Raw genomic sequence first — 17,473 nt, forward strand, 5'->3', positions numbered from 1 at the left:
AGTGAAGGGGGTGAGGAAATGGCAGAAGCGATCTTAACGAAGTCGAGTCTCGTATTATCGTATGAAACTGGCTTTAATGAAAAAGGTGAACCGATTTATAAAGGAAAATCGTACAGCAACATCAAGCTGGAAGCTACAGCTGACCAGCTATTCCAAGCAGCCAATGCTCTTGGAGGATTGTCTTTGAACACACTTGTCGGCGTGGACCGAAACGACAGCTTTGAAATCATCGCCTAACTAAAATAGAAAGGAGAGAAAACAAATGGCGAAAGTATTAGAACTTAATTTTACAACGGCTCTTGGAAAAACTGCGAAGCTAACCGTCGATCAACCTGTTGAGCCAATTGATCCAGCCGCTATCAAGACAGCGATGGAGGCCATCATTGCATCCAATGCCTTCAATTCAACAAGCGGTGATTTAGTCGCAGTTGAAGGTGCACGTGTCGTCGAACGAAATGTAACAGATTATGAGATTATCTAAGTAGGAAAAGGCCGGTTTCCCGAGGGAACCGGCTTTCTCCATAATAATAGAATAGTAGGAAGTGAGTATGCAGGAGCTCATTCCACTCATCAGTGCATAGGGTATTGCACAAAAGTACCCTTACGTCGAACAAGCACCTTCTCTTCTACGTATATAATCTCCGAACTGTTACAAAACAAAGTGTAATAATAAATATTAGTTCGGTTGGAACAATAATACATACAAAGAACATCATCAACATAAGGGGTTCTATACATGCATTTGCAAAGTTAATGCTTAGGCTTGCTATCGCCTTCATAACATTGGATAGGAGTATTCTATAATGAATATATCGTCTTTAACAATTGAACTCATTACAGGTTTTTTATTCCTGTTTGTCATTATTATGTTTATTGGCAGAAAGGTCATTAATCAAATAACCCCCTTTACATTTATTGGATCCATTGTGTTAAGCGAGTTATTAGGAAATGCCTTATACGATGATAAAGTTGGAACTTTCTACATTATTTACTCTATGAGTTTGTGGGCAATATTACTTTTTACAGTTGAATATCTCGGAAGAAAGTCTTTATTTTTTCGTGGCATTTTTCAGGGGAAACCGTCAGCTCTTATTAAAAACGGATTGGTTGATCGGGAGATATTACTGAAAAATCGAATGAATCTAAATCAATTACAAAGCTTGCTTCGACAAAGCGAAACCTTTTCGATTCGGGAAGTTGCTTTTTGCTATTTAGAGCCAAATGGTTCGATCAGTATTTTAAAGAAGCCACAATACCAAAAAACAACGTTAGAAGATTTTAATATTCAAGGAAAGCATGCCTACGTCCCTGTCACACTCATCAGAGATGGCAAAGTATTAAAGGACGAATTAAAAGATCTAGGGTATGATGAATCTTGGTTAAAAGAGCAGCTATTATCACAGAATGTAACTAATTATAAAGAGGTTTTTTTAGCCGAATGGTTAGAAGGTGACGGTATTTTTGTACAAACCTATTTAAACAAGTAAATAACTTGTATTTAAATAAAGAGTTTATATTAATTTTGCCCTGATTGAAAGCAGAGTGGTAGAAACTACAAATTTGAAAAACTAATTTTCTCAAGACATTCCTGCGAAGTGAGTATACAAGTCATTTTTTTGATTACTCATTTTCTTCCGATATCAACTAATAATACTGCTTTCAGCCATCGATAAATCCCATTCCAACTCCACTCCACCCAAAAATTAAAGAACTATTCATATTTTGATTACATATCCTATAGGAAAATATGGGGAGGAGAAGAGGAATGTTTGTACCTATAAGTGGTTATTTGTATGATTCGGGTGATATAGGGGAATCAGTACATTCTCACAACTTACGTATTACTTCATGGGACGGTAATCCAGTCCATATTCACCAATTCTCTGGGGAAACTTCATATGATATAGGACATAGTCATATGTTTGCTGGGACAACGGAACCTGCCCCTGGAAGAAGACAACACACTCACAGATATTTTGTATATACATCTATTTCAGATGGACACATCCATCAAATCAGAGGTGTTACAGGTCCAGCCATTTATCTTCCAAATGGTAGACATTATCACGAATTTCAAGGTGTTACAACAGTTGATGGATTAACTCAACATTCACATGTATACAGAGGACGGACAAGTGGGTAAATAAACAAAGGCCATCGGGGTACATTCATACATCTTGTAGACTTGTTTAACAATGCTTGTCTACAAGATGAAGAGAATGAACCATCCCCATGCTTCCCGCTCTTTACTTCAATAACCCTAAAATTAACTCTTTATAAATATCGAAGAATGCAAAGTAGTAATCTTTATAGACATATTCATCTGTCTTGTGTGCCATTTTTGTTTCGCCTGGACCAAACATCATGAATGGGAAATGGTCATCCTTACCTCGTAATAAGTTTGATGCATCTGTCACCCCTGGAGAGCCTTTCACGGAAATTTCCAAACCTAAATGTTTTTTACCGAGTTCTTTAGTAAGATCAACCATTTCAGACTGTCCTGAAGTGAAGACACTTGGTAATGACATGGTCACTTCAACATTAATATTAGAGCCTTCTTTATTGTATTGGTTAGCTGTTTTGTTGAATAAGTCAATCACTTCATCGTTATCAAACTCCGGAATCGTACGCACGTTTATTTCAGCTGTTGCTTTTTCTGGAACGGAGTTTACTTGGTTCCCTGCATTAAAAATAGTTGTACTCATAGCCAATTTATCTAGAACCTCATTTTTACGATCATCACCATTCAGTTTTTCGTCTACTTCTAATAGATATTTCATTAATGGATTAATTGCGTTATAACCTTGGTCAGGCATAGAACTGTGTGCTGCTTCACCAACAGACGTAACACGCAAGTTAAGTGATCCTTTGTGAGAGTAAATAATCGTGTCATGAGAAGGTTCAGCTACCCATAGATACTCTACATCATCCATATAGCCTTCTTCGTATAATTTTTTCGAACCTGCGCCGCCGACTTCTTCACCAGTCGTTGCCATAAAACGGACAGTACCATTTTTTAGTTCATTATTTTCTTTGAGTTCAATCATGACTAAAGCAAGGTTTACTAAACCTGCTTTCATGTCATTTGTTCCACGTCCGTATAATTTTCCGTCTCTTTCTGTCAATGTGAACGGATCTGAAGTCCACTCGCTTTCATCACCAGGAGAAACAACATCCATATGACCAGAAACGCCAATGACTGGACTCCCGCTTCCAATTTCAGCCACTAAGTTAACACGAGTGTCTGTAACCGGAACAATTTTAGATTCAATACCGTATTGGGCAAATAAATCTTTTAAGTAGTTGGCCACATCGATTTCGTTATCATTAATGGATTTAATCGCTATAATGTCAGATAAAATCTTTATCTTTTCTTCTTCTGTAAAATGTTTCATACTTAAGTCCTCCAAAAATTTCATCTGTCTATCCTCAATGAATGAGCATACAACTGTATTTTACCCAAAACATCGGGAGTGTTCTCCCAGAAACATCGGGACGGTTCTCCTGTTTCTATACTTTTCCCTACTAATTGGTATTACTTGATATCAGGTTACCCTTGTTTCAGAAAAAAGCCCTGCAAAGATTTCTCTCCGCAAGGCTACATTAATTCTACTAATCATTGGGTTTTGGAAGTATTTAGGGAAACGCAAGTACCGCCCCCATGTTTCACGATTAAGTCCGTATAATTGTGTAAAAAGAAAATGAGTCATTTTATTCCTTCTTGTCTACAATGTTTAACAACCACGAAAAACAAGGAAGAGAGGAATAAAAATGACTCAATTACAGTTTAACCTAGATATGGAAGTTTTAAAAGATTCTGTGATAAATTCAAATATTGATACTGTCATGAAATCCGCGATTATTTTGGTCTTAAATGAATTCATGGAAAAAGAAAGAGATGACTATTTACAAGCTTATCCTTATGAGCGCACTGATGATCGTCGTGATTACCGCAATGGATATTATGAACGTGAATTAACAATGAGTATAGGGAAAATCAAACTCAAGGTGCCTAGAACTCGAAATGGGGAGTTTTCTCCGTCTATTTTTGAAAAATATGCTCGCTGTGATCAAGCTTTAGTTCTATCTATGTTAGAGATGGTAATTAATGGTGTCTCTACAAGAAAAGTAACACATATTGTTGAGCAGCTCTGTGGTGAAAACATATCCAAATCATTCGTATCTTCACTTACACAAAAACTAGACCCAATTGTAAATGATTGGGCAAAACGACCTTTAAATACTATCTATTATCCTTATGTCTTTGTAGACGCCATGTATATAAAAGTACGTGAACATCATCGTGTCGTCTCTAAAGCCGTTTATATTGCCACTGCCCTTACTGAAAAGAACCAACGTGAAATACTGGGATTGAGTGTAGATCATACTGAAAGCTACGAGAGTTGGAGTCAATTTTTAAAGCACCTCAAATCCCGTGGTTTACAATCCCCTAAACTGGTTATTTCTGATGCACATCAAGGTCTACAAAAAGCTATACAACGTGAGTTTATTGGTACTAGCTGGCAGAGATGTAACGTCCATTTTAAGCGTAATATTACTGAGAAATTACCTAAAAAGGATTCTACTGAAATCCGAACGATGATAAAACGTGTGTTTGAAGCCGTTACCATTGAAGATATTAGAACATTTAAAGATGAACTAATGAGTCGATTTGGAGATAACTCTAAATACGAAAAGGCATTAGAAATATTAGATGAAGGTTTCGAAGATACCATCCAATACATGACTCATCCAGAGTCTCTTCGTCCTCATATTCGAAGTACTAACTCACTAGAACGCTTAAACCAAGAAGTAAGGCGAAGAGAAAAAGTGATAAGGATCTTTCCTAATACACAATCTGCTTTCCGCCTGGTAGGAGCTGTCTTAATGCATTATCAAGAGACTGTCTACGCAAAGAAAAAATCTCTAACAAAATAGGCTATTTTTCAAACTTCCATCATGGATTATCCCATAATCAGTAAAGGCTATCAAAGGGAAAAGCGTCTTTGACAGCCTTTACTGATTATGGAGCTGTAGGGCCATGGAAGTTTCGCCAAAAAAAACATAGGGGGCAACACCCCCTTGCCACTTAACGGGTTGGTAAACATTGTATAGGAATTTTACACAATATTATGGACTTGACTCAAATAAGAGGAATTTTTCCCTTTATTTAAGATGATTTCAATGCTACTTTCCAAATAGGGGTAATTTTTCCCGCTATTTATCAACCTGACACTTAAGGATAGGCATTGGTCTAAATCTCATTTTACTTATGGTACGGTTCATCTTGATTAAGATAAACATATCCTCCTATAAATACGCCCAAAGAAGAAACACAGCAATCAGAACTAAGCCTACCCAGAACATCATGATGACAGTATAGCTCATGACATCTTTTAATTTTAACTTTGAGAGAGCTAAGATCGGTAGAATCCAGAATGGCTGCACAAGATTGTTCCACGTATCACCCATCATTACCGACATCGCTGTGATATTAATGGATGTTCCGATTTGATTGGCCGCTTCAATCATGATAGGACCTTGAATCGCCCATTGTCCGCCTGCAGAAGGTGCTAGAATATTAATAAAATAAGCACTGATTAATCCCCACAAAGGGAGTGTTTTGTCTGTTGAAAAATCAACAAATACCTGTGCAAACGATGATGCCAGACCTGTACCAGCTAAAATTCCCATGATCCCTGCATATAAAGGATATTGCAGCACAATGCCAGTAACACTTTTAATCCCCTCACCCAATGTTTCTACATAACGTGAAGGCGAACCCATCAATAATACCCCTAGGAATAAAATGATCGTATTAACGATAAATAAATTGAATGAACCTCCATCCATAAAATAAGCCATGACATAGATTACCCCAATTATCCCTAAGGCCCTGCCAATAAACGAATTATTATTCAACTTTGAAGCAATGTTAGAATCAGTTGCCTCTATTGATGTTGCTATTTCTTCCCTTGCCTCACTTAAGAGGGACGCATCAAATTCAATAATTTCATCTTTTGCCTTTGGATGTAATAGTGAGTTAGTAATTGGCAAAATGATTAATAAAAGTACTGTCGCTAATAACATAGGGAAAGAAAAAATGGTTTCACTTAGTGGGACAATCCCCATCAATTCCTCAAGGAAATGTCCTGGAGTTGCGATAACTAATGGAACACTACTTGATAATCCCAAACCGTATAAAGTGAATCCACTATACGCTGCAGCAATAATTAAAGGATAGTGAAGAAGCGCGGGGACGGTTCTAATGCTTCCTTAAATATAATGGAAGCACAAGAACCGTCCCCATGCTTCCTTGTGTGAGTTTATATTATATAGCTTGCAGCTTGCTCAAAGGTGTCTTTGTACTGGTAAACAGTTCACCCACTTATACAAATTCCTTTGATCAGTTTTTATTAACCCTTTGTAGGGATTCTTCTTTTTCTTAATTTTGTAACTAGAGTGATTGTCTTATATCTGATTGGTAATATCCGACATATATCTTAGAAAGTCATCTAAATTGTTAATAGAGAACAATACAAATAAAGAACAAGGAGTTTGGTATACATGGTACCAGTTAAGAAAAAAATAAATTGGAATACAGAAATAAAAGATTCATTAAAATATTTGGCTATAGTAATAGCCGTAATTGGAAGTTTTGCAATAATAGCAAATATTGCAGCTGAAGGAAATGAGAAAGTTAAAGCAGACGTAAAAGCACAAGAAGAGGTATCAGTAGAAGAAGAAGCGCGGGGACGGTTCCAATGCTTCCGTGTACCCCATTATGGTCAATCCGATCAACCAAGCATGAAGAAAATATTTGGTTTAACCCACAACATATCAAAAGAACCGCCAGCAGTAATCGAAACACAATCATTCAGTTCAGCAACGGCTCCACCCTTTTCATTCCAACAAGATTAACTTCCTTCAACCATAAAACTACAAACAGCAGAGCAGCTAGAAAAAATGACGATCGGAGAGAATGACAAATCTTTAACCTTTATCCTGAATCCTGAAAAGAAAAGAGGGGTATGGGTGAAGGTTGTAAAGAGGAAAATGCATAAAGAGCAAGACAAGTAAAATAGTCAATGCATGTTCGGAAAATCCCCGCAATTAAACCTTGTTGCAGAGGATTTTCTGGATATTTAATTTACTGCACAATAGTATTAGACGATTTTATATTCCTAATTTCATAGAGGATTAAAATAAAGGTTCTATTATAACTGGTTGTGTTTGTTTTGGATCATCGTGAGGAGTAAATTTATTGTATATTATTGTGATTTTAGAGAGGGATTAGAGGTGTTTGTAGACGTCACCACGACTATCAATATCTTGAATGAAGATAATTAATTTTTCATTTAATACTTGATATAATATCCGGTATTTTCCGACTCTTATACGATAGACATCTTCAAATCCAGATAACTTTATACTTCCGTTATACGAGTATGGATTTTCAGTTAATGAATGTATAACATTGATCATACGAGCTTTTGTTACCCTATCACATTTATCAAGAAACTTTTTGGATGATTTGGATAGTTCAAATCTTGTATTTAATCATTTTCCAAAAATTCCTTACGTAATTCATCGATGGTGTACGAGTAGGTTTCTCCATTCTCATACTCCTTACGAGCAGTTTCGATTGCCTTCATTTCATCCTTAGTCGGTTCATCTTCAGGTATTGACAGTATCTCAATTAATTTTATAAGATCAGGCAGTTTTTCATCTGGTATTTTTTCAATTAATTTATGAACATCTTCTCTACTGATTGCCAACTTTATCAACCCCTTTGTTTTTAGTATACCCTATTTCTTATAGGTGCAGAAGGCTGTTACGCTACCGTAAACTCAATTTTACCACTGTTTTTTAACCATCCCTACTACATAAATCTTTTATTCCCTCACTCCCTTCCTCTCCTTTTCCTTTCGATAATTTACATTCGACCTGCACAATGACATCGCTTCCCACACCTCTTCTTCTGTTATTAGTTCTTCACCGCACAGGTCGGAAATCGTTCGTGCAAAGCGGATGATTTTGATTTGGACACGATTGCTCCATTCTCTTTTCATCGCCATCTGCTGCAGCAACTGTCTAATTTTCTCTTGCGGAGGACTCGTCTTTGTTAATAATTCATACGGAACCCGGCCATTGCATACTTCATCCCGTAGCGCTCATATTGGCGATTTCTAGCCTCCATCACACGGTCTCTTATAACATCGAATTTTTCCCGTTTCGTCTCACTTTCCCTTTCCAGATTCACAGATTGCAAGGAAAGCGTGATGTCGAAGATCACGAATTGGTCCTGAGATTCGATTTTGGTAGGACTGAATTTGTTTTGGGGTGCAGGTGCAGTAATAGTTGTTGGATCCCAAATAGCCACATGGACATGGGTTCATCGCACCGATTAACAGGAAGGAAGCTGGATACGTAACAATCGACTGAACACGGCTGATCGTCACTTTCCCTGTCTCAATCGGCCGCCTAAGCATATCCAATGTTTTCTTAGAAAACTTGGCCATTTCGTCTAAAAATAGTACCCCGCGATGAACTAATGAAATTTCACCTGGTTTGGGATTTTGTCCGCCGCCAATAACCGAGACACTTGAGGCTGAATGATGCGGGCTTCTGAATGGAGGGATATTGGTTACGCCCGCTTCACTGCCAGCTAATTGATAAAGGCTTATTTTTTCTAACTGTGCCTCGTTTGATAGTGGCGGTTAAATAGAGGGAAAGGTTTCAGCTAGCAAGCTTTTTCCGCATCCTTCCTGGTGGACCTGTCTAAAAACATGATGCTCACCCGCTGCTGCAATTTCCAAGGCACGCTTAGCCAGATCATGGCCAATAATATCGCTGCAGTCTTTACTGAATTGATAAATGGAGTGATCTGACTCAGGAAGGATATGAAACGGGAGAAGCATTTGTCCTGATAAATGCTGGATGACATCGTGCAAAGAAGAAACATAGACAATCTCTAATCCTTCCATACTGATTTTAGGAAGACTCGCATCAAAGGGCATATATACACGTTTAAATCCAAGCTTGTTGGCTGTCAATACTGCTGCCAGCAAGCCATCAAAGGGAAGAATCGATCCGTCTAATGATAAGGCGCCAATAAAACAAGACGAAGCTGGTATGTTTGAAGTGATCACCCCGATACTCTTCAGGATGCCGATCGCCATGGGCAGGTCAAAAATCGGTCCATTCTTTTTCTGTTCGGACGGTGTAAGATTAACAATCGTTCTTACATCGTTAATTTGGTGACCTAACGAATGCAATGCAACGGTTACGCGCTCCTTCGATTCGTTCACAGACGCATCGGGCAGCCCACAATGAGAAATGCATCAATTCCTTCCACCGTCTGAACTTCTACTTGAACTCGGTAGCCTTCTACCCCCTTTAAACCAATACTCATTATTTTTGAAACCATTTTTTGCTCCTTTCAAAGGAAGTACTAGACAAATGTGCGTGTTTGTTATGCTTTAAAAATGAGATTTGGTGATACACCAAAAATTCTTGCCATTTGGCGTTGAGTGAGCCCATTAACGCCTTTTAATTGTCTAAGGAGTTGGTCTCTCTCAATTTTAGGTAGAGTTTTCACTTGGGGGATTTTGATAGATCCAAGAACTCTTTTTATTTCTTCTCTTGCCTCGTCATCGCTTAATTTTCGACGATTCTCTTCCCATGCTTCAAGACATTGATCATGATTGTTCTTTTCATTAAACTCTCTGAACCTTTCCTTTGCTGACAACATGTCCGAGGCAAACATTCTTAAGATAAACTCCTTATCTAGTAACTGAGGTGGGTACAGAGTCTTGTCATAGTAACCTAAGCAACTGCTCCACTTCCAGTCCTCCATGCAGCTGACCATTCTAGCCTTCAATGGATTTTGATGGATGTATCTGATAACGGTTAATAAGTAGGAAACATCTTCGACATTTTCACTTTTAAACCGGTCTTCATATAGATGGCCTGTTGTTCGGTATTTCCAGTTATAGTAAGATGCATAACTAACAGAGATCCGTTGCATCGTAACGGAAATCGATTCGTCGCCTTCTTTCAATAGGAGATGGACATGATTATTCATCAAACACCAGCCAAAGACTGTTAGTTCTACTTTCCATTTATATTTCCTAAGGGTATTAAGAAAGGTCTGAAAGTCTTCCACATCGTGAAATATTTCTTGTCTGTTTGCTCCTCTATAAATAATATGATAGATTCCCGTGCTGCTTTTCAATCGGGGGCCACGAGGCATCATAATCACCTCTTTTTCTAAAAAGATTTGGAGTGGTTAAGGAAATATGGTTATTCGTATCGATGGAATGAAAAATGAAATGTTAGATAGTAATTGTGAGGATTTTTTTAATATTACAAGAGATTAACAGTAAAAGACAGAAGTTAGCAGATCAATTAAAGATAAGAACGGTAAGAGTACCAAGTGGTTTGTAGGATTGAGAGGTAGTTTGCCATTTGAAGTCATTATTGTGGGTCGAAGGATTGGGATTAAGACCATCATATACCTATCTGCTACATTTTTCACTACTTTTATTTTAAAAATGGTAAGGATGCTTGCTCATCATAACATCAGAAGTGACCTTTATACAGTAACCCTAAACAGGACTGTTTAATTCTGTTGAAGGAAGCATGAGTACCGTCCCCATGCTTCCCATTGTAATCCGCTCCGCTTCCGATGATGCAAGTGAAGGAGCTGTCATGAAATGGGAAGATTTCAAACAACTGGCCGTAACGAACTCTTCTTCCATCATTGAAAATATGCTTGAAAACATGGATAAATAATTTTTGAAGTCGCTCACTTCCTGGGAGCGGCTTCTTTTCATATGCGCTAAATTTTCACCTTTCTGTTCCACGTTGGTTACAATTTAGCTCGCCATGTACAGCAAACTTATAGCCAAACTCAATGTTTTCAGCAGCCTCCAAAAAAATCCCTTCTGTATCCAACGGTCTTTCTACATAAAAGGTACGACTCACTCCTTGAACATCCTTCAATAAAAAGATTCTATGATGGGCTCTAATTCAACCCCGAGCACGCCGGACATGTATTGGTTGTAGCAATCCATACATAAATGCTTGCTCTCCACTTCCCCATTAAAATGAACCTTCACCTCATGACTTCCACAGTGATCACATTTAATCATAACTTCACCTACATTTTTTCTTCTATTTTAACATTCCTGTACCAGTCTCTTTCACAAATTGGCCCCATCGACTTCTTACTACCTTGAATATGTTTCAATATGAGATACGCCATCGTTTTCATCTACTGAGTAAAGATAGGGACGGTACTATGAATATATAATAGAAGAAACACAGTACGAGTACAGCGTCTAACCACGCCGAAAATCTATATCTCTTAACCTAGAAAATTTACATTTTATTTTCAACCTATTTACTTGGCAAATGCCATATATCATAGTATGATTTACATGGTGACCGACTGGTCGTTTTTTTATACTTTAAGAAAGTTTAACTTCTCTAAAGGATTAAAGTATAAGAAAAGACATAGATTTCCACCATTATTGGTGACAAATCGTGTTTTTCTAATGAGAAAAATGAATTGTCAGTTGGTATGCTTGAGCAAGCCTTTATTCCTGTTCTTTGGAATAACAGCGAAGGGAAAGTGTACCAACTGCTATTCTGCATTATTTTAATAGGTTTGACACGCATGATTAGATACAACATTCATCATAAGGAGGGTTGATTCTTGACTGATAAGAGACTCATGATTTTAGAGCAAGCGATGATCCTGTTTGCAACGAAAGGCTATCATTCTACTTCGATGCAGGAAGTGGCTGAGCAGGCTGGTGTCTCGAAAGGCGGTCTTTATTCCTATTTTTCTTCTAAAAATGAATTATTAATTGAAATCTACCGCTATTATTATCAAAGCATCAGAGAGCAAATGAATCATTACGAAAATATGAAACTTTCTGACCCGAGAGAACGTCTGCAATTACAGCTAAAGGTTTATATCGAAGGACTATTGAGCAGGAAAGAGTTCATTCTCATGCATTTGCGTGAAAATGTGAATCATAGTGCCGAATTAGGAGACTTTCTTACTGCAATTTATATCGAGACGTTCGAATGGTATGAGAGAACATTTAAAGATATCTATGGAGAAAGAATTGCTCCATATACGACAAACCTCGTCATCATCTTTAGTGGAATGATCGAATCCTATTTAAAGACATTGTTTGTCAGCACGGCTGATCATGATATCGGTGATCTGACGACATTTCTTATTTCACGATTGGACGACCTTGCAGAAGGGATGATTGCGAAAAAAGAAAGTTTGCCTATTCCCCCTCTTCAGTTCGTAACAGATCCGATGCATTGCAGAGATTCTTCTTTAAAGGACCAGCTTCAAGGTTTATTAGATAAGATTGAAAAGCTCGTCGGACATGCCAAGCTTGATAAAGATACGAAGAAAGACTGCATGGATTCGGTTGAATTTTTAAAAGAAGAAGCGAAGCAAGAACGCCCAAAGAGAGTCGTCTTTCAAGGATTATTGAACTTTCTTGAGGTAATTCCTGAAACAAAGCCTGTTTCAGATAAAATAATGAAACTATTAGACTAAGAAACCATTCCTATAAGGAGGAAAGACATATTAATGAAGAAGCGAAATCGTAATTTGGTGATTACTGCCGCCTTATCATTTGCTATTGCGTTGAGTGGCTGCTCATCCAAGGATGCTGCAGGTGATGCGAAGGTTGAGAAAGAAACCCCTGTGCAGGTGGAGAACATCACCAAAGGAAACTTAACGGTTAAAAATGAAATCATTGCAAAAGCGATGTCTGACTCATCTGTAGATGTGATGCCAAAGATGATCGGCGAGATTACAGAAATCAATGTTAAAAAAGGCGACAAGGTGAAAAAAGGCCAAGTGTTAGCCGTGCTGGACAACACCGACCAACAGCTCGCTGTACAGATGCAGCAAACAGCTGGAAGAAACGCGCAAAGTCAATATGAGCAAGCATTAGTTTCGAAAAAGCAAGCCGAAACAGCGATCAGCAATGCGAAGTTGGCGCTGAAGAACGCTGAATTGAATTTGCAAAAAGCGAAGGATGGCCAGGCAACTGGAATCGATAATTCTGATTTCGGGTTAGAGCAAGCGCAAATCAGCTTACAAGATGCGCAAGTGAACTATGACCGCATGAAAGCCTTGTTTGATTCTGGTGCTGCTTCGAAACAGCAGGTTGAGCAGGCGAAAACAGCTTTAGATCAAGCAAAAATTGGACTTGAGCAAGCGAAATTGCAAAAAAGCAATGCTGAAAAGCAGACAGATATCGAACTTGCCGAGCAAGGTGTCAAGCAAGCAAAAGTGGGCTTAACGAACGCACAGCAGCAATTAGAGCTTGCCAATGTCAGCGTCAAGCAGGCACAAGTTGGTATTGACTCTAACAAATTGCAGGTTCAGCAAGCACAGCTTCAATTAGATGATTCGAAAATTGTCGCCACTGCTGCCGGAGAAATCACTGATATTAATCATGTCGTTGGTGATGTTGTTTCAAACAGCGCACCATTCACAACGATTGTAGACTTAAACAAAATGGTCGTAGAAGCAAAGATCAGTGCAAATCAGCTTCCTGCTTTTAAAAATGGCCAAAAGATTCAAGTGGAAATCCCCTCTTTAAATGAAACGTTAACAGCGACTGTTTCTTATATCTCTAATATGGCAGATGAAGGCGGATTCTATTTAATGGAAGCAACTCTTCCTAACAAGGATGGGAAAATCAAGCACGGGATGATTGCGAAAGTGATTAATGAGTCTACCGTTGTTCAAGATTCATTGATTGTGCCTACGAATGCTGTGATTGAAAAAGGTGATGAAACGTATATTTATGTCGTGAAGGACGGAGTTGCCGTTCAGACAGACGTCACGATTATCCGCGCGCAGACTGATTTTACCGCGATTGAAGGAGAAGGCTTGTCTGAAAGTACGGTAATTGTTTCGAAAGGACAAAATACATTAAGCGATGGCAACAAAGTTAAGATCATTGAGGAGGAAGAATAGGTGAAAATTATTGAAACAGCCGTCAAACGCCCCGTAGGCCTAATCATGATCTTCCTCGGGATCTTGGCGCTAGGCTTTGTTTCACTTCGAAGTCTTGCTATCGACCTTTATCCTGAAATTGATCTTCCGATTGCGGTTGTCGCTACGACCTATCAAGGGGCAGCTCCCGAGGAAGTTGAAAAACTGGTCAATGAACCGTTAGAAGGTGCGTTGTCGTCGATTCAAGGGATTGATAGTATTCAATCACAGGCGATGGCCAACTCTTCTATGGTTATTATGATGTTCCAATCTGGAACCAATTTAGATAACGCGCTTTTAGAGGTACGGGAAAAAGTCGATGGCGTAAAGAGCATGCTGCCTGAGAGCGCCAACGACCCTTCCGTCCTCCGCTTCGATCCACAGCAAATGCCCGTGATGTGGATCAGTTTAACGGGTGATGATCCCGAGCGTTTAATGAATATTGCGGAAGATACAGTTTCCCCTTTGTTTGAACGTTCTGAAGGTGTTGCCTCTGTAACGATTGAAGGCGGAAAAACGCGTGAAATTCAAGTCGAGCTGAACCAAGCGCTCATGGCCCAGTACGGCGTTTCGACTTCACAGGTCATCCAAGCCTTGAATTCAGAAAATAGTTCTGGTTCTGCCGGATCGATTACAAAAGGATCACAGGATTTACAGATCCGTATTGATGGAGAATTTGAATCGGTTGAAGACATTGCCAATATGGCGATCAAATTGCCTTCCGGTTCTGAAATTACACTGAACGACATCGGCGTGATTAACGATACGTTCAAGGATGAAACGACAAATGCTTATGTAAACCAGCAGCAAGCACTTGTGCTTTCGATCATGAAGCAATCTGACAGCAATACGATTGCCGTTGCAGATGGCATGTACAAAGCGATGGAAGATGCGCAAGAAGTTCTTCCTGAAGATGTTCATCTTGAGATGGTTATGGATACGTCCACGTTTATCCGCACATCGATCAGCTCGGTTACACAAAGTATGGTTCTGGCTGCATTGATTTCGATTGTCGTTGTGTTTGTGTTTTTACGAAGCATTCGTTCTTCGATTATTATTGGTGTGGCGATTCCGATTTCACTTATTTCCACGTTTGTGATGATGTATTTCTCAGGACAAACGTTAAACATCCTCTCCATGGGTGGACTTGCACTCGGAGTTGGGATGATGGTGGATAACTCGATCGTTATTTTGGAAAACATCGTAAAGTATCGAAAAGAAGGTCATTCGATCCTCGATTCAGCGATCAAGGGTGCGAAGGAACTGTCAGGAGCGATATTGGCTTCGACGTTAACAACTGTTGTTGTATTTTTACCGATTGTCTTCTTAGAAGGTATGGCGTCGGATTTATTTAGACCGTTGGCATTATCAGTATCGTTCTCGCTGCTTGCTTCCTTAATTGTGGCGATTACCCTCGTACCGATGATGACTTCAAAGCTTTTAAACAAGGAAAAAGAATTCCAAGAGAAAAAGCAGACTGCGTTTGATCGACTATTTGCTGGCTTTGAGAATTTTTATAAAAAGATGTTGAATTTCTCGTTAAAGCATCGTAAGTCTACGGTTGGGATTGTATTTTTATCAATGGTAGCAGCGGTGTTAATGGCAACACAAATTGGGGCAACATTCGTTCCTGATTCAGACCAAGGTCAGTTGAATATCAATGTCGAGACACCAAGTGGTTCATCGATTGAGGAAACGGAAGCAACGGTTGCTGCGATTGAAAAGAAAATGGAACCTTTTAAAGACAGCATTCAGATGAACTTTGTCTCTGTCGGATCAAGCGGCATGGGAATGAGCTCTGGTTCTAATACAGCGAGCTTCATGATTCAGATGGTACCGAAAGCAGAACGTGAAATTACTACAGCTGAATTAGCGAAGGAACTAGCTACAGCTGTTGAGGATATTCCTGGTGCTGAGATTACTGTTTCTGAAGCATCAGCAGGCTTGGGAACAGGTTCCCCTATCCAGGTCAGCATTAATGGACAGGATCAAAAAGTGTTAGAAGAGCTTTCACAGCAAGTCGTTTGGCTGCTTGAAGATGTGGATGGACTGCAAAATATTGAAACAAGTGCATCTGATACACAGCCGGAGATTCATGTCGAGGTCAACCGTCAAGTGGCTTCACAGTACGGCTTAACGTATCAGCAAATCATGTCTGAAGTACAGCTTGCTTTCAATGGACAAACGGCGACACGATTCCGTGAAGCTGGAGATGAAATTGATATTAAGGTAATTTTACCTGAAGAACAGCGTACTTCCATTAGCGACCTTGAAACGATGTTATTGACTACTCCATCTGGAGCTACGGTGCCATTGTCATCAGTGGCCGATCTTGTTCAAGTTCAAGGACCGTCTGTGATTTCACGTGACAATCAGCAGCGTCAAGTGAACGTAACAAGTGATATTGAAGGTTCTGATATTCGCGGTGCAAGTCTCGCTGTATCAGAAGCGTTAAGCACGATGAACTTCCCTGATGGGTATACGTACAGCTTTGGCGGACAATCTGAGGATATGATGGAGGCCTTCGCAGATTTAGCGATCGCGTTAGTCTTCTCGATTTTCTTAGTCTACACGGTCATGGCGGTACAGTTTGAGTCATTCTTGTATCCGTTTGTTATCATGTTCTCGCTGCCAACAGCGATGGTTGGGATTTCGTTTGGATTATTCGTTACGGGAGTTCCATTGAGTGTGCCCGCCTTCATTGGGATTATCATGCTCGCCGGTATTGTTGTAAACAACGCGATTGTGTTAGTTGACTATATCAACATTCTGCGAGCACGCGGTATGGAACGGACTGAAGCAATCTTGAAGGCCGGGCCTTCTCGTTTGCAGCCGATCTTAATGACGACATTAACAACCGTGCTTGGGATGGTTCCGCTGGGCTTAGCGCTTGGTGAAGGTGCCGAGGCACAGCAGCCGCTCGCGGTTGTGATTATCTTTGGTTTATCGATTTCGATGTTCTTTACCCTTCTCTTCGTACCAGTGATGTATACGTATTTGGATGGGCTGTCCAACCGTATGAAGAACTTTAAATGGTTTAAGCGTAAGAAGAAGAAGGTTGACGTGATTGAAGAAGATGTAACGATGTAAGGATTTATGGCTATTACAACCGAGATTAGATAGAGAGAGATTTTTATAGAGAAAAGGAAGATCCTGTGGAGGTTGACTCTGCGGGGTCTTTTTTGTGTTTGGAGAGGGTGAGGACACACTTTAAGCCCACCAAAAGTAGGTTTATAATGTTGTTTTTTCCATAAAATCACATATTAATGTCTAATACTTTCGTTATAGTTATGGTTTTTCCAATTATTATAATAAATTAAACTAAAAGTAGTTTTTTAGAGCTATAATAACCATTTATTGTAACTCCCGCCCTTAAAAACCTGCGATCAATATAAAAAGCCCCGTTCCTCAGAACAGGGCTCCTCT

18 protein-coding genes and 2 pseudogenes are annotated in these 17,473 nt (G+C 39.3%); 10 read left to right on the plus strand and 10 right to left on the minus strand.

What is annotated here, in order from left to right; translation table 11 throughout:
* Positions 1-18: 18 nt before the first annotated feature.
* The 4 genes from CZ487_RS24165 (at position 19) to CZ487_RS24180 (ending at position 2,143) form a co-directional block, all read left to right on the plus strand.
* Positions 19-237: a DUF1659 domain-containing protein gene (locus tag CZ487_RS24165; RefSeq protein WP_077214918.1), complete on the plus strand. Its 219-nt coding sequence runs from the start codon at positions 19-21 to the stop codon at positions 235-237.
* Positions 238-262: 25 nt separating this feature from the next.
* On the plus strand, positions 263-481 hold the full coding sequence (locus CZ487_RS24170) for a DUF2922 domain-containing protein (RefSeq protein ID WP_077214919.1): 219 nt from the start codon (positions 263-265) through the stop codon (positions 479-481).
* A 322-nt stretch (positions 482-803) separates the two neighbouring features.
* Positions 804-1,487 (plus strand): DUF421 domain-containing protein, encoded by a 684-nt coding sequence (locus CZ487_RS24175; protein WP_077214920.1) that lies wholly within the window; start codon positions 804-806, stop codon positions 1,485-1,487.
* A 278-nt stretch (positions 1,488-1,765) separates the two neighbouring features.
* Positions 1,766-2,143, plus strand: a complete 378-nt coding sequence (locus tag CZ487_RS24180) for a YmaF family protein (RefSeq protein ID WP_077214921.1) — start codon at positions 1,766-1,768, stop codon at positions 2,141-2,143.
* Between the two features lie 103 nt (positions 2,144-2,246).
* Here CZ487_RS24180 and CZ487_RS24185 read toward each other — a convergent pair whose 3' ends face one another.
* A complete protein-coding gene (locus CZ487_RS24185; RefSeq protein ID WP_077214922.1) occupies positions 2,247-3,395 on the minus strand; it encodes an ArgE/DapE family deacylase in 1,149 nt (382 codons plus the stop codon).
* 376 nt (positions 3,396-3,771) lie between these two features.
* Between CZ487_RS24185 and CZ487_RS24190 the strand changes: the two genes are divergently transcribed.
* Complete coding sequence (locus tag CZ487_RS24190) at positions 3,772-4,938, plus strand: IS256 family transposase (protein WP_077214923.1); 1,167 nt, start codon at positions 3,772-3,774, stop codon at positions 4,936-4,938.
* A 372-nt stretch (positions 4,939-5,310) separates the two neighbouring features.
* Here CZ487_RS24190 and CZ487_RS24195 read toward each other — a convergent pair whose 3' ends face one another.
* Complete coding sequence (locus tag CZ487_RS24195) at positions 5,311-6,270, minus strand: TIGR00366 family protein (protein ID WP_084783375.1); 960 nt, start codon at positions 6,268-6,270, stop codon at positions 5,311-5,313.
* A gap of 494 nt (positions 6,271-6,764) precedes the next feature.
* Between CZ487_RS24195 and CZ487_RS28110 the strand changes: the two genes are divergently transcribed.
* Positions 6,765-6,986 carry a competence protein ComK gene (locus CZ487_RS28110; RefSeq protein WP_077214925.1) on the plus strand — a complete coding sequence of 74 codons (222 nt, stop codon included), beginning with the start codon at positions 6,765-6,767 and terminating at the stop codon, positions 6,984-6,986.
* Between the two features lie 307 nt (positions 6,987-7,293).
* Here CZ487_RS28110 and CZ487_RS28115 read toward each other — a convergent pair.
* From CZ487_RS28115 to CZ487_RS24220, 6 genes and pseudogenes are all read right to left on the minus strand, one after another.
* Positions 7,294-7,533, minus strand: a pseudogene (locus CZ487_RS28115) (type II toxin-antitoxin system RelE family toxin); the annotation flags it as partial.
* Between the two features lie 23 nt (positions 7,534-7,556).
* Complete coding sequence (locus tag CZ487_RS24210) at positions 7,557-7,778, minus strand: hypothetical protein (protein ID WP_077214926.1); 222 nt, start codon at positions 7,776-7,778, stop codon at positions 7,557-7,559.
* A 117-nt stretch (positions 7,779-7,895) separates the two neighbouring features.
* Positions 7,896-8,099: a magnesium chelatase subunit ChlI family protein gene (locus CZ487_RS28230; protein ID WP_474091374.1), complete on the minus strand. Its 204-nt coding sequence runs from the start codon at positions 8,097-8,099 to the stop codon at positions 7,896-7,898.
* Between the two features lie 141 nt (positions 8,100-8,240).
* Positions 8,241-9,311: pseudogene (locus tag CZ487_RS24215) on the minus strand (YifB family Mg chelatase-like AAA ATPase).
* A complete protein-coding gene (locus CZ487_RS28235; protein ID WP_474091368.1) occupies positions 9,308-9,430 on the minus strand; it encodes a hypothetical protein in 123 nt (40 codons plus the stop codon). The pseudogene CZ487_RS24215 and the gene CZ487_RS28235 overlap by 4 nt, the downstream one beginning before the upstream one ends.
* Before the next feature lie 45 nt (positions 9,431-9,475).
* Positions 9,476-10,258, minus strand: coding sequence for a transposase (locus tag CZ487_RS24220; protein ID WP_237562941.1), 783 nt, complete (start codon positions 10,256-10,258; stop codon positions 9,476-9,478).
* A gap of 386 nt (positions 10,259-10,644) precedes the next feature.
* Between CZ487_RS24220 and CZ487_RS26820 the strand changes: the two genes are divergently transcribed.
* Positions 10,645-10,797, plus strand: coding sequence for a hypothetical protein (locus CZ487_RS26820; protein ID WP_154676061.1), 153 nt, complete (start codon positions 10,645-10,647; stop codon positions 10,795-10,797).
* Between the two features lie 54 nt (positions 10,798-10,851).
* Here the strand turns inward: CZ487_RS26820 and CZ487_RS26825 are convergent, their stop codons facing one another.
* Together CZ487_RS26825 and CZ487_RS28120 are read right to left on the minus strand one after the other, a co-directional pair.
* Positions 10,852-11,007, minus strand: a complete 156-nt coding sequence (locus tag CZ487_RS26825) for a DUF7686 domain-containing protein (protein WP_419865740.1) — start codon at positions 11,005-11,007, stop codon at positions 10,852-10,854.
* The gene (locus CZ487_RS28120; protein WP_419865741.1) at positions 11,004-11,156 is read right to left on the minus strand and encodes a DUF7685 domain-containing protein; all 153 of its coding nucleotides are present in this window, start codon (positions 11,154-11,156) and stop codon (positions 11,004-11,006) included. The genes CZ487_RS26825 and CZ487_RS28120 overlap by 4 nt, the downstream gene beginning before the upstream one ends.
* A 566-nt stretch (positions 11,157-11,722) precedes the next feature.
* Between CZ487_RS28120 and CZ487_RS24225 the strand changes: the two genes are divergently transcribed.
* Genes CZ487_RS24225 through CZ487_RS24235 form a run of 3 tightly spaced genes read left to right on the plus strand, consistent with a single transcriptional unit; the run spans position 11,723 to position 17,137 of the window.
* The gene (locus tag CZ487_RS24225) at positions 11,723-12,592 is read left to right on the plus strand and encodes a TetR/AcrR family transcriptional regulator (RefSeq protein ID WP_077214928.1); all 870 of its coding nucleotides are present in this window, start codon (positions 11,723-11,725) and stop codon (positions 12,590-12,592) included.
* A 33-nt stretch (positions 12,593-12,625) separates the two neighbouring features.
* Positions 12,626-14,029, plus strand: coding sequence for an efflux RND transporter periplasmic adaptor subunit (locus CZ487_RS24230; protein ID WP_077214929.1), 1,404 nt, complete (start codon positions 12,626-12,628; stop codon positions 14,027-14,029).
* Entirely contained in the window at positions 14,030-17,137 is a 3,108-nt protein-coding gene (locus CZ487_RS24235; RefSeq protein ID WP_077214930.1) for an efflux RND transporter permease subunit, read from the plus strand.
* The last annotated feature ends 336 nt before the right edge of the window (positions 17,138-17,473 follow it).

The organism is Robertmurraya dakarensis (assembly GCF_900156875.1).
GTDB classification, from domain to species: Bacteria; Bacillota; Bacilli; order Bacillales; family Cytobacillaceae; genus Robertmurraya; species Robertmurraya dakarensis.

What these genes read in the sequence shown, in the direction of transcription:
- CZ487_RS24165 (WP_077214918.1), top strand. Translation starts at nt 19, where the DNA reads ATGGCAGAAGCGATCTTAACGAAGTCGAGTCTCGTATTATCGTATGAA.
- CZ487_RS24170 (WP_077214919.1), top strand. Translation starts at nt 263, where the DNA reads ATGGCGAAAGTATTAGAACTTAATTTTACAACGGCTCTTGGAAAAACT.
- CZ487_RS24175 (WP_077214920.1), top strand. Translation starts at nt 804, where the DNA reads ATGAATATATCGTCTTTAACAATTGAACTCATTACAGGTTTTTTATTC.
- CZ487_RS24180 (WP_077214921.1), top strand. Translation starts at nt 1,766, where the DNA reads ATGTTTGTACCTATAAGTGGTTATTTGTATGATTCGGGTGATATAGGG.
- CZ487_RS24185 (WP_077214922.1), bottom strand. Translation starts at nt 3,395, where the DNA reads ATGAAACATTTTACAGAAGAAGAAAAGATAAAGATTTTATCTGACATT.
- CZ487_RS24190 (WP_077214923.1), top strand. Translation starts at nt 3,772, where the DNA reads ATGACTCAATTACAGTTTAACCTAGATATGGAAGTTTTAAAAGATTCT.
- CZ487_RS28110 (WP_077214925.1), top strand. Translation starts at nt 6,765, where the DNA reads ATGCTTCCGTGTACCCCATTATGGTCAATCCGATCAACCAAGCATGAA.
- CZ487_RS28235 (WP_474091368.1), bottom strand. Translation starts at nt 9,430, where the DNA reads ATGGTTTCAAAAATAATGAGTATTGGTTTAAAGGGGGTAGAAGGCTAC.
- CZ487_RS24220 (WP_237562941.1), bottom strand. Translation starts at nt 10,258, where the DNA reads ATGATGCCTCGTGGCCCCCGATTGAAAAGCAGCACGGGAATCTATCAT.
- CZ487_RS26820 (WP_154676061.1), top strand. Translation starts at nt 10,645, where the DNA reads ATGAGTACCGTCCCCATGCTTCCCATTGTAATCCGCTCCGCTTCCGAT.
- CZ487_RS28120 (WP_419865741.1), bottom strand. Translation starts at nt 11,156, where the DNA reads ATGATTAAATGTGATCACTGTGGAAGTCATGAGGTGAAGGTTCATTTT.
- CZ487_RS24230 (WP_077214929.1), top strand. Translation starts at nt 12,626, where the DNA reads ATGAAGAAGCGAAATCGTAATTTGGTGATTACTGCCGCCTTATCATTT.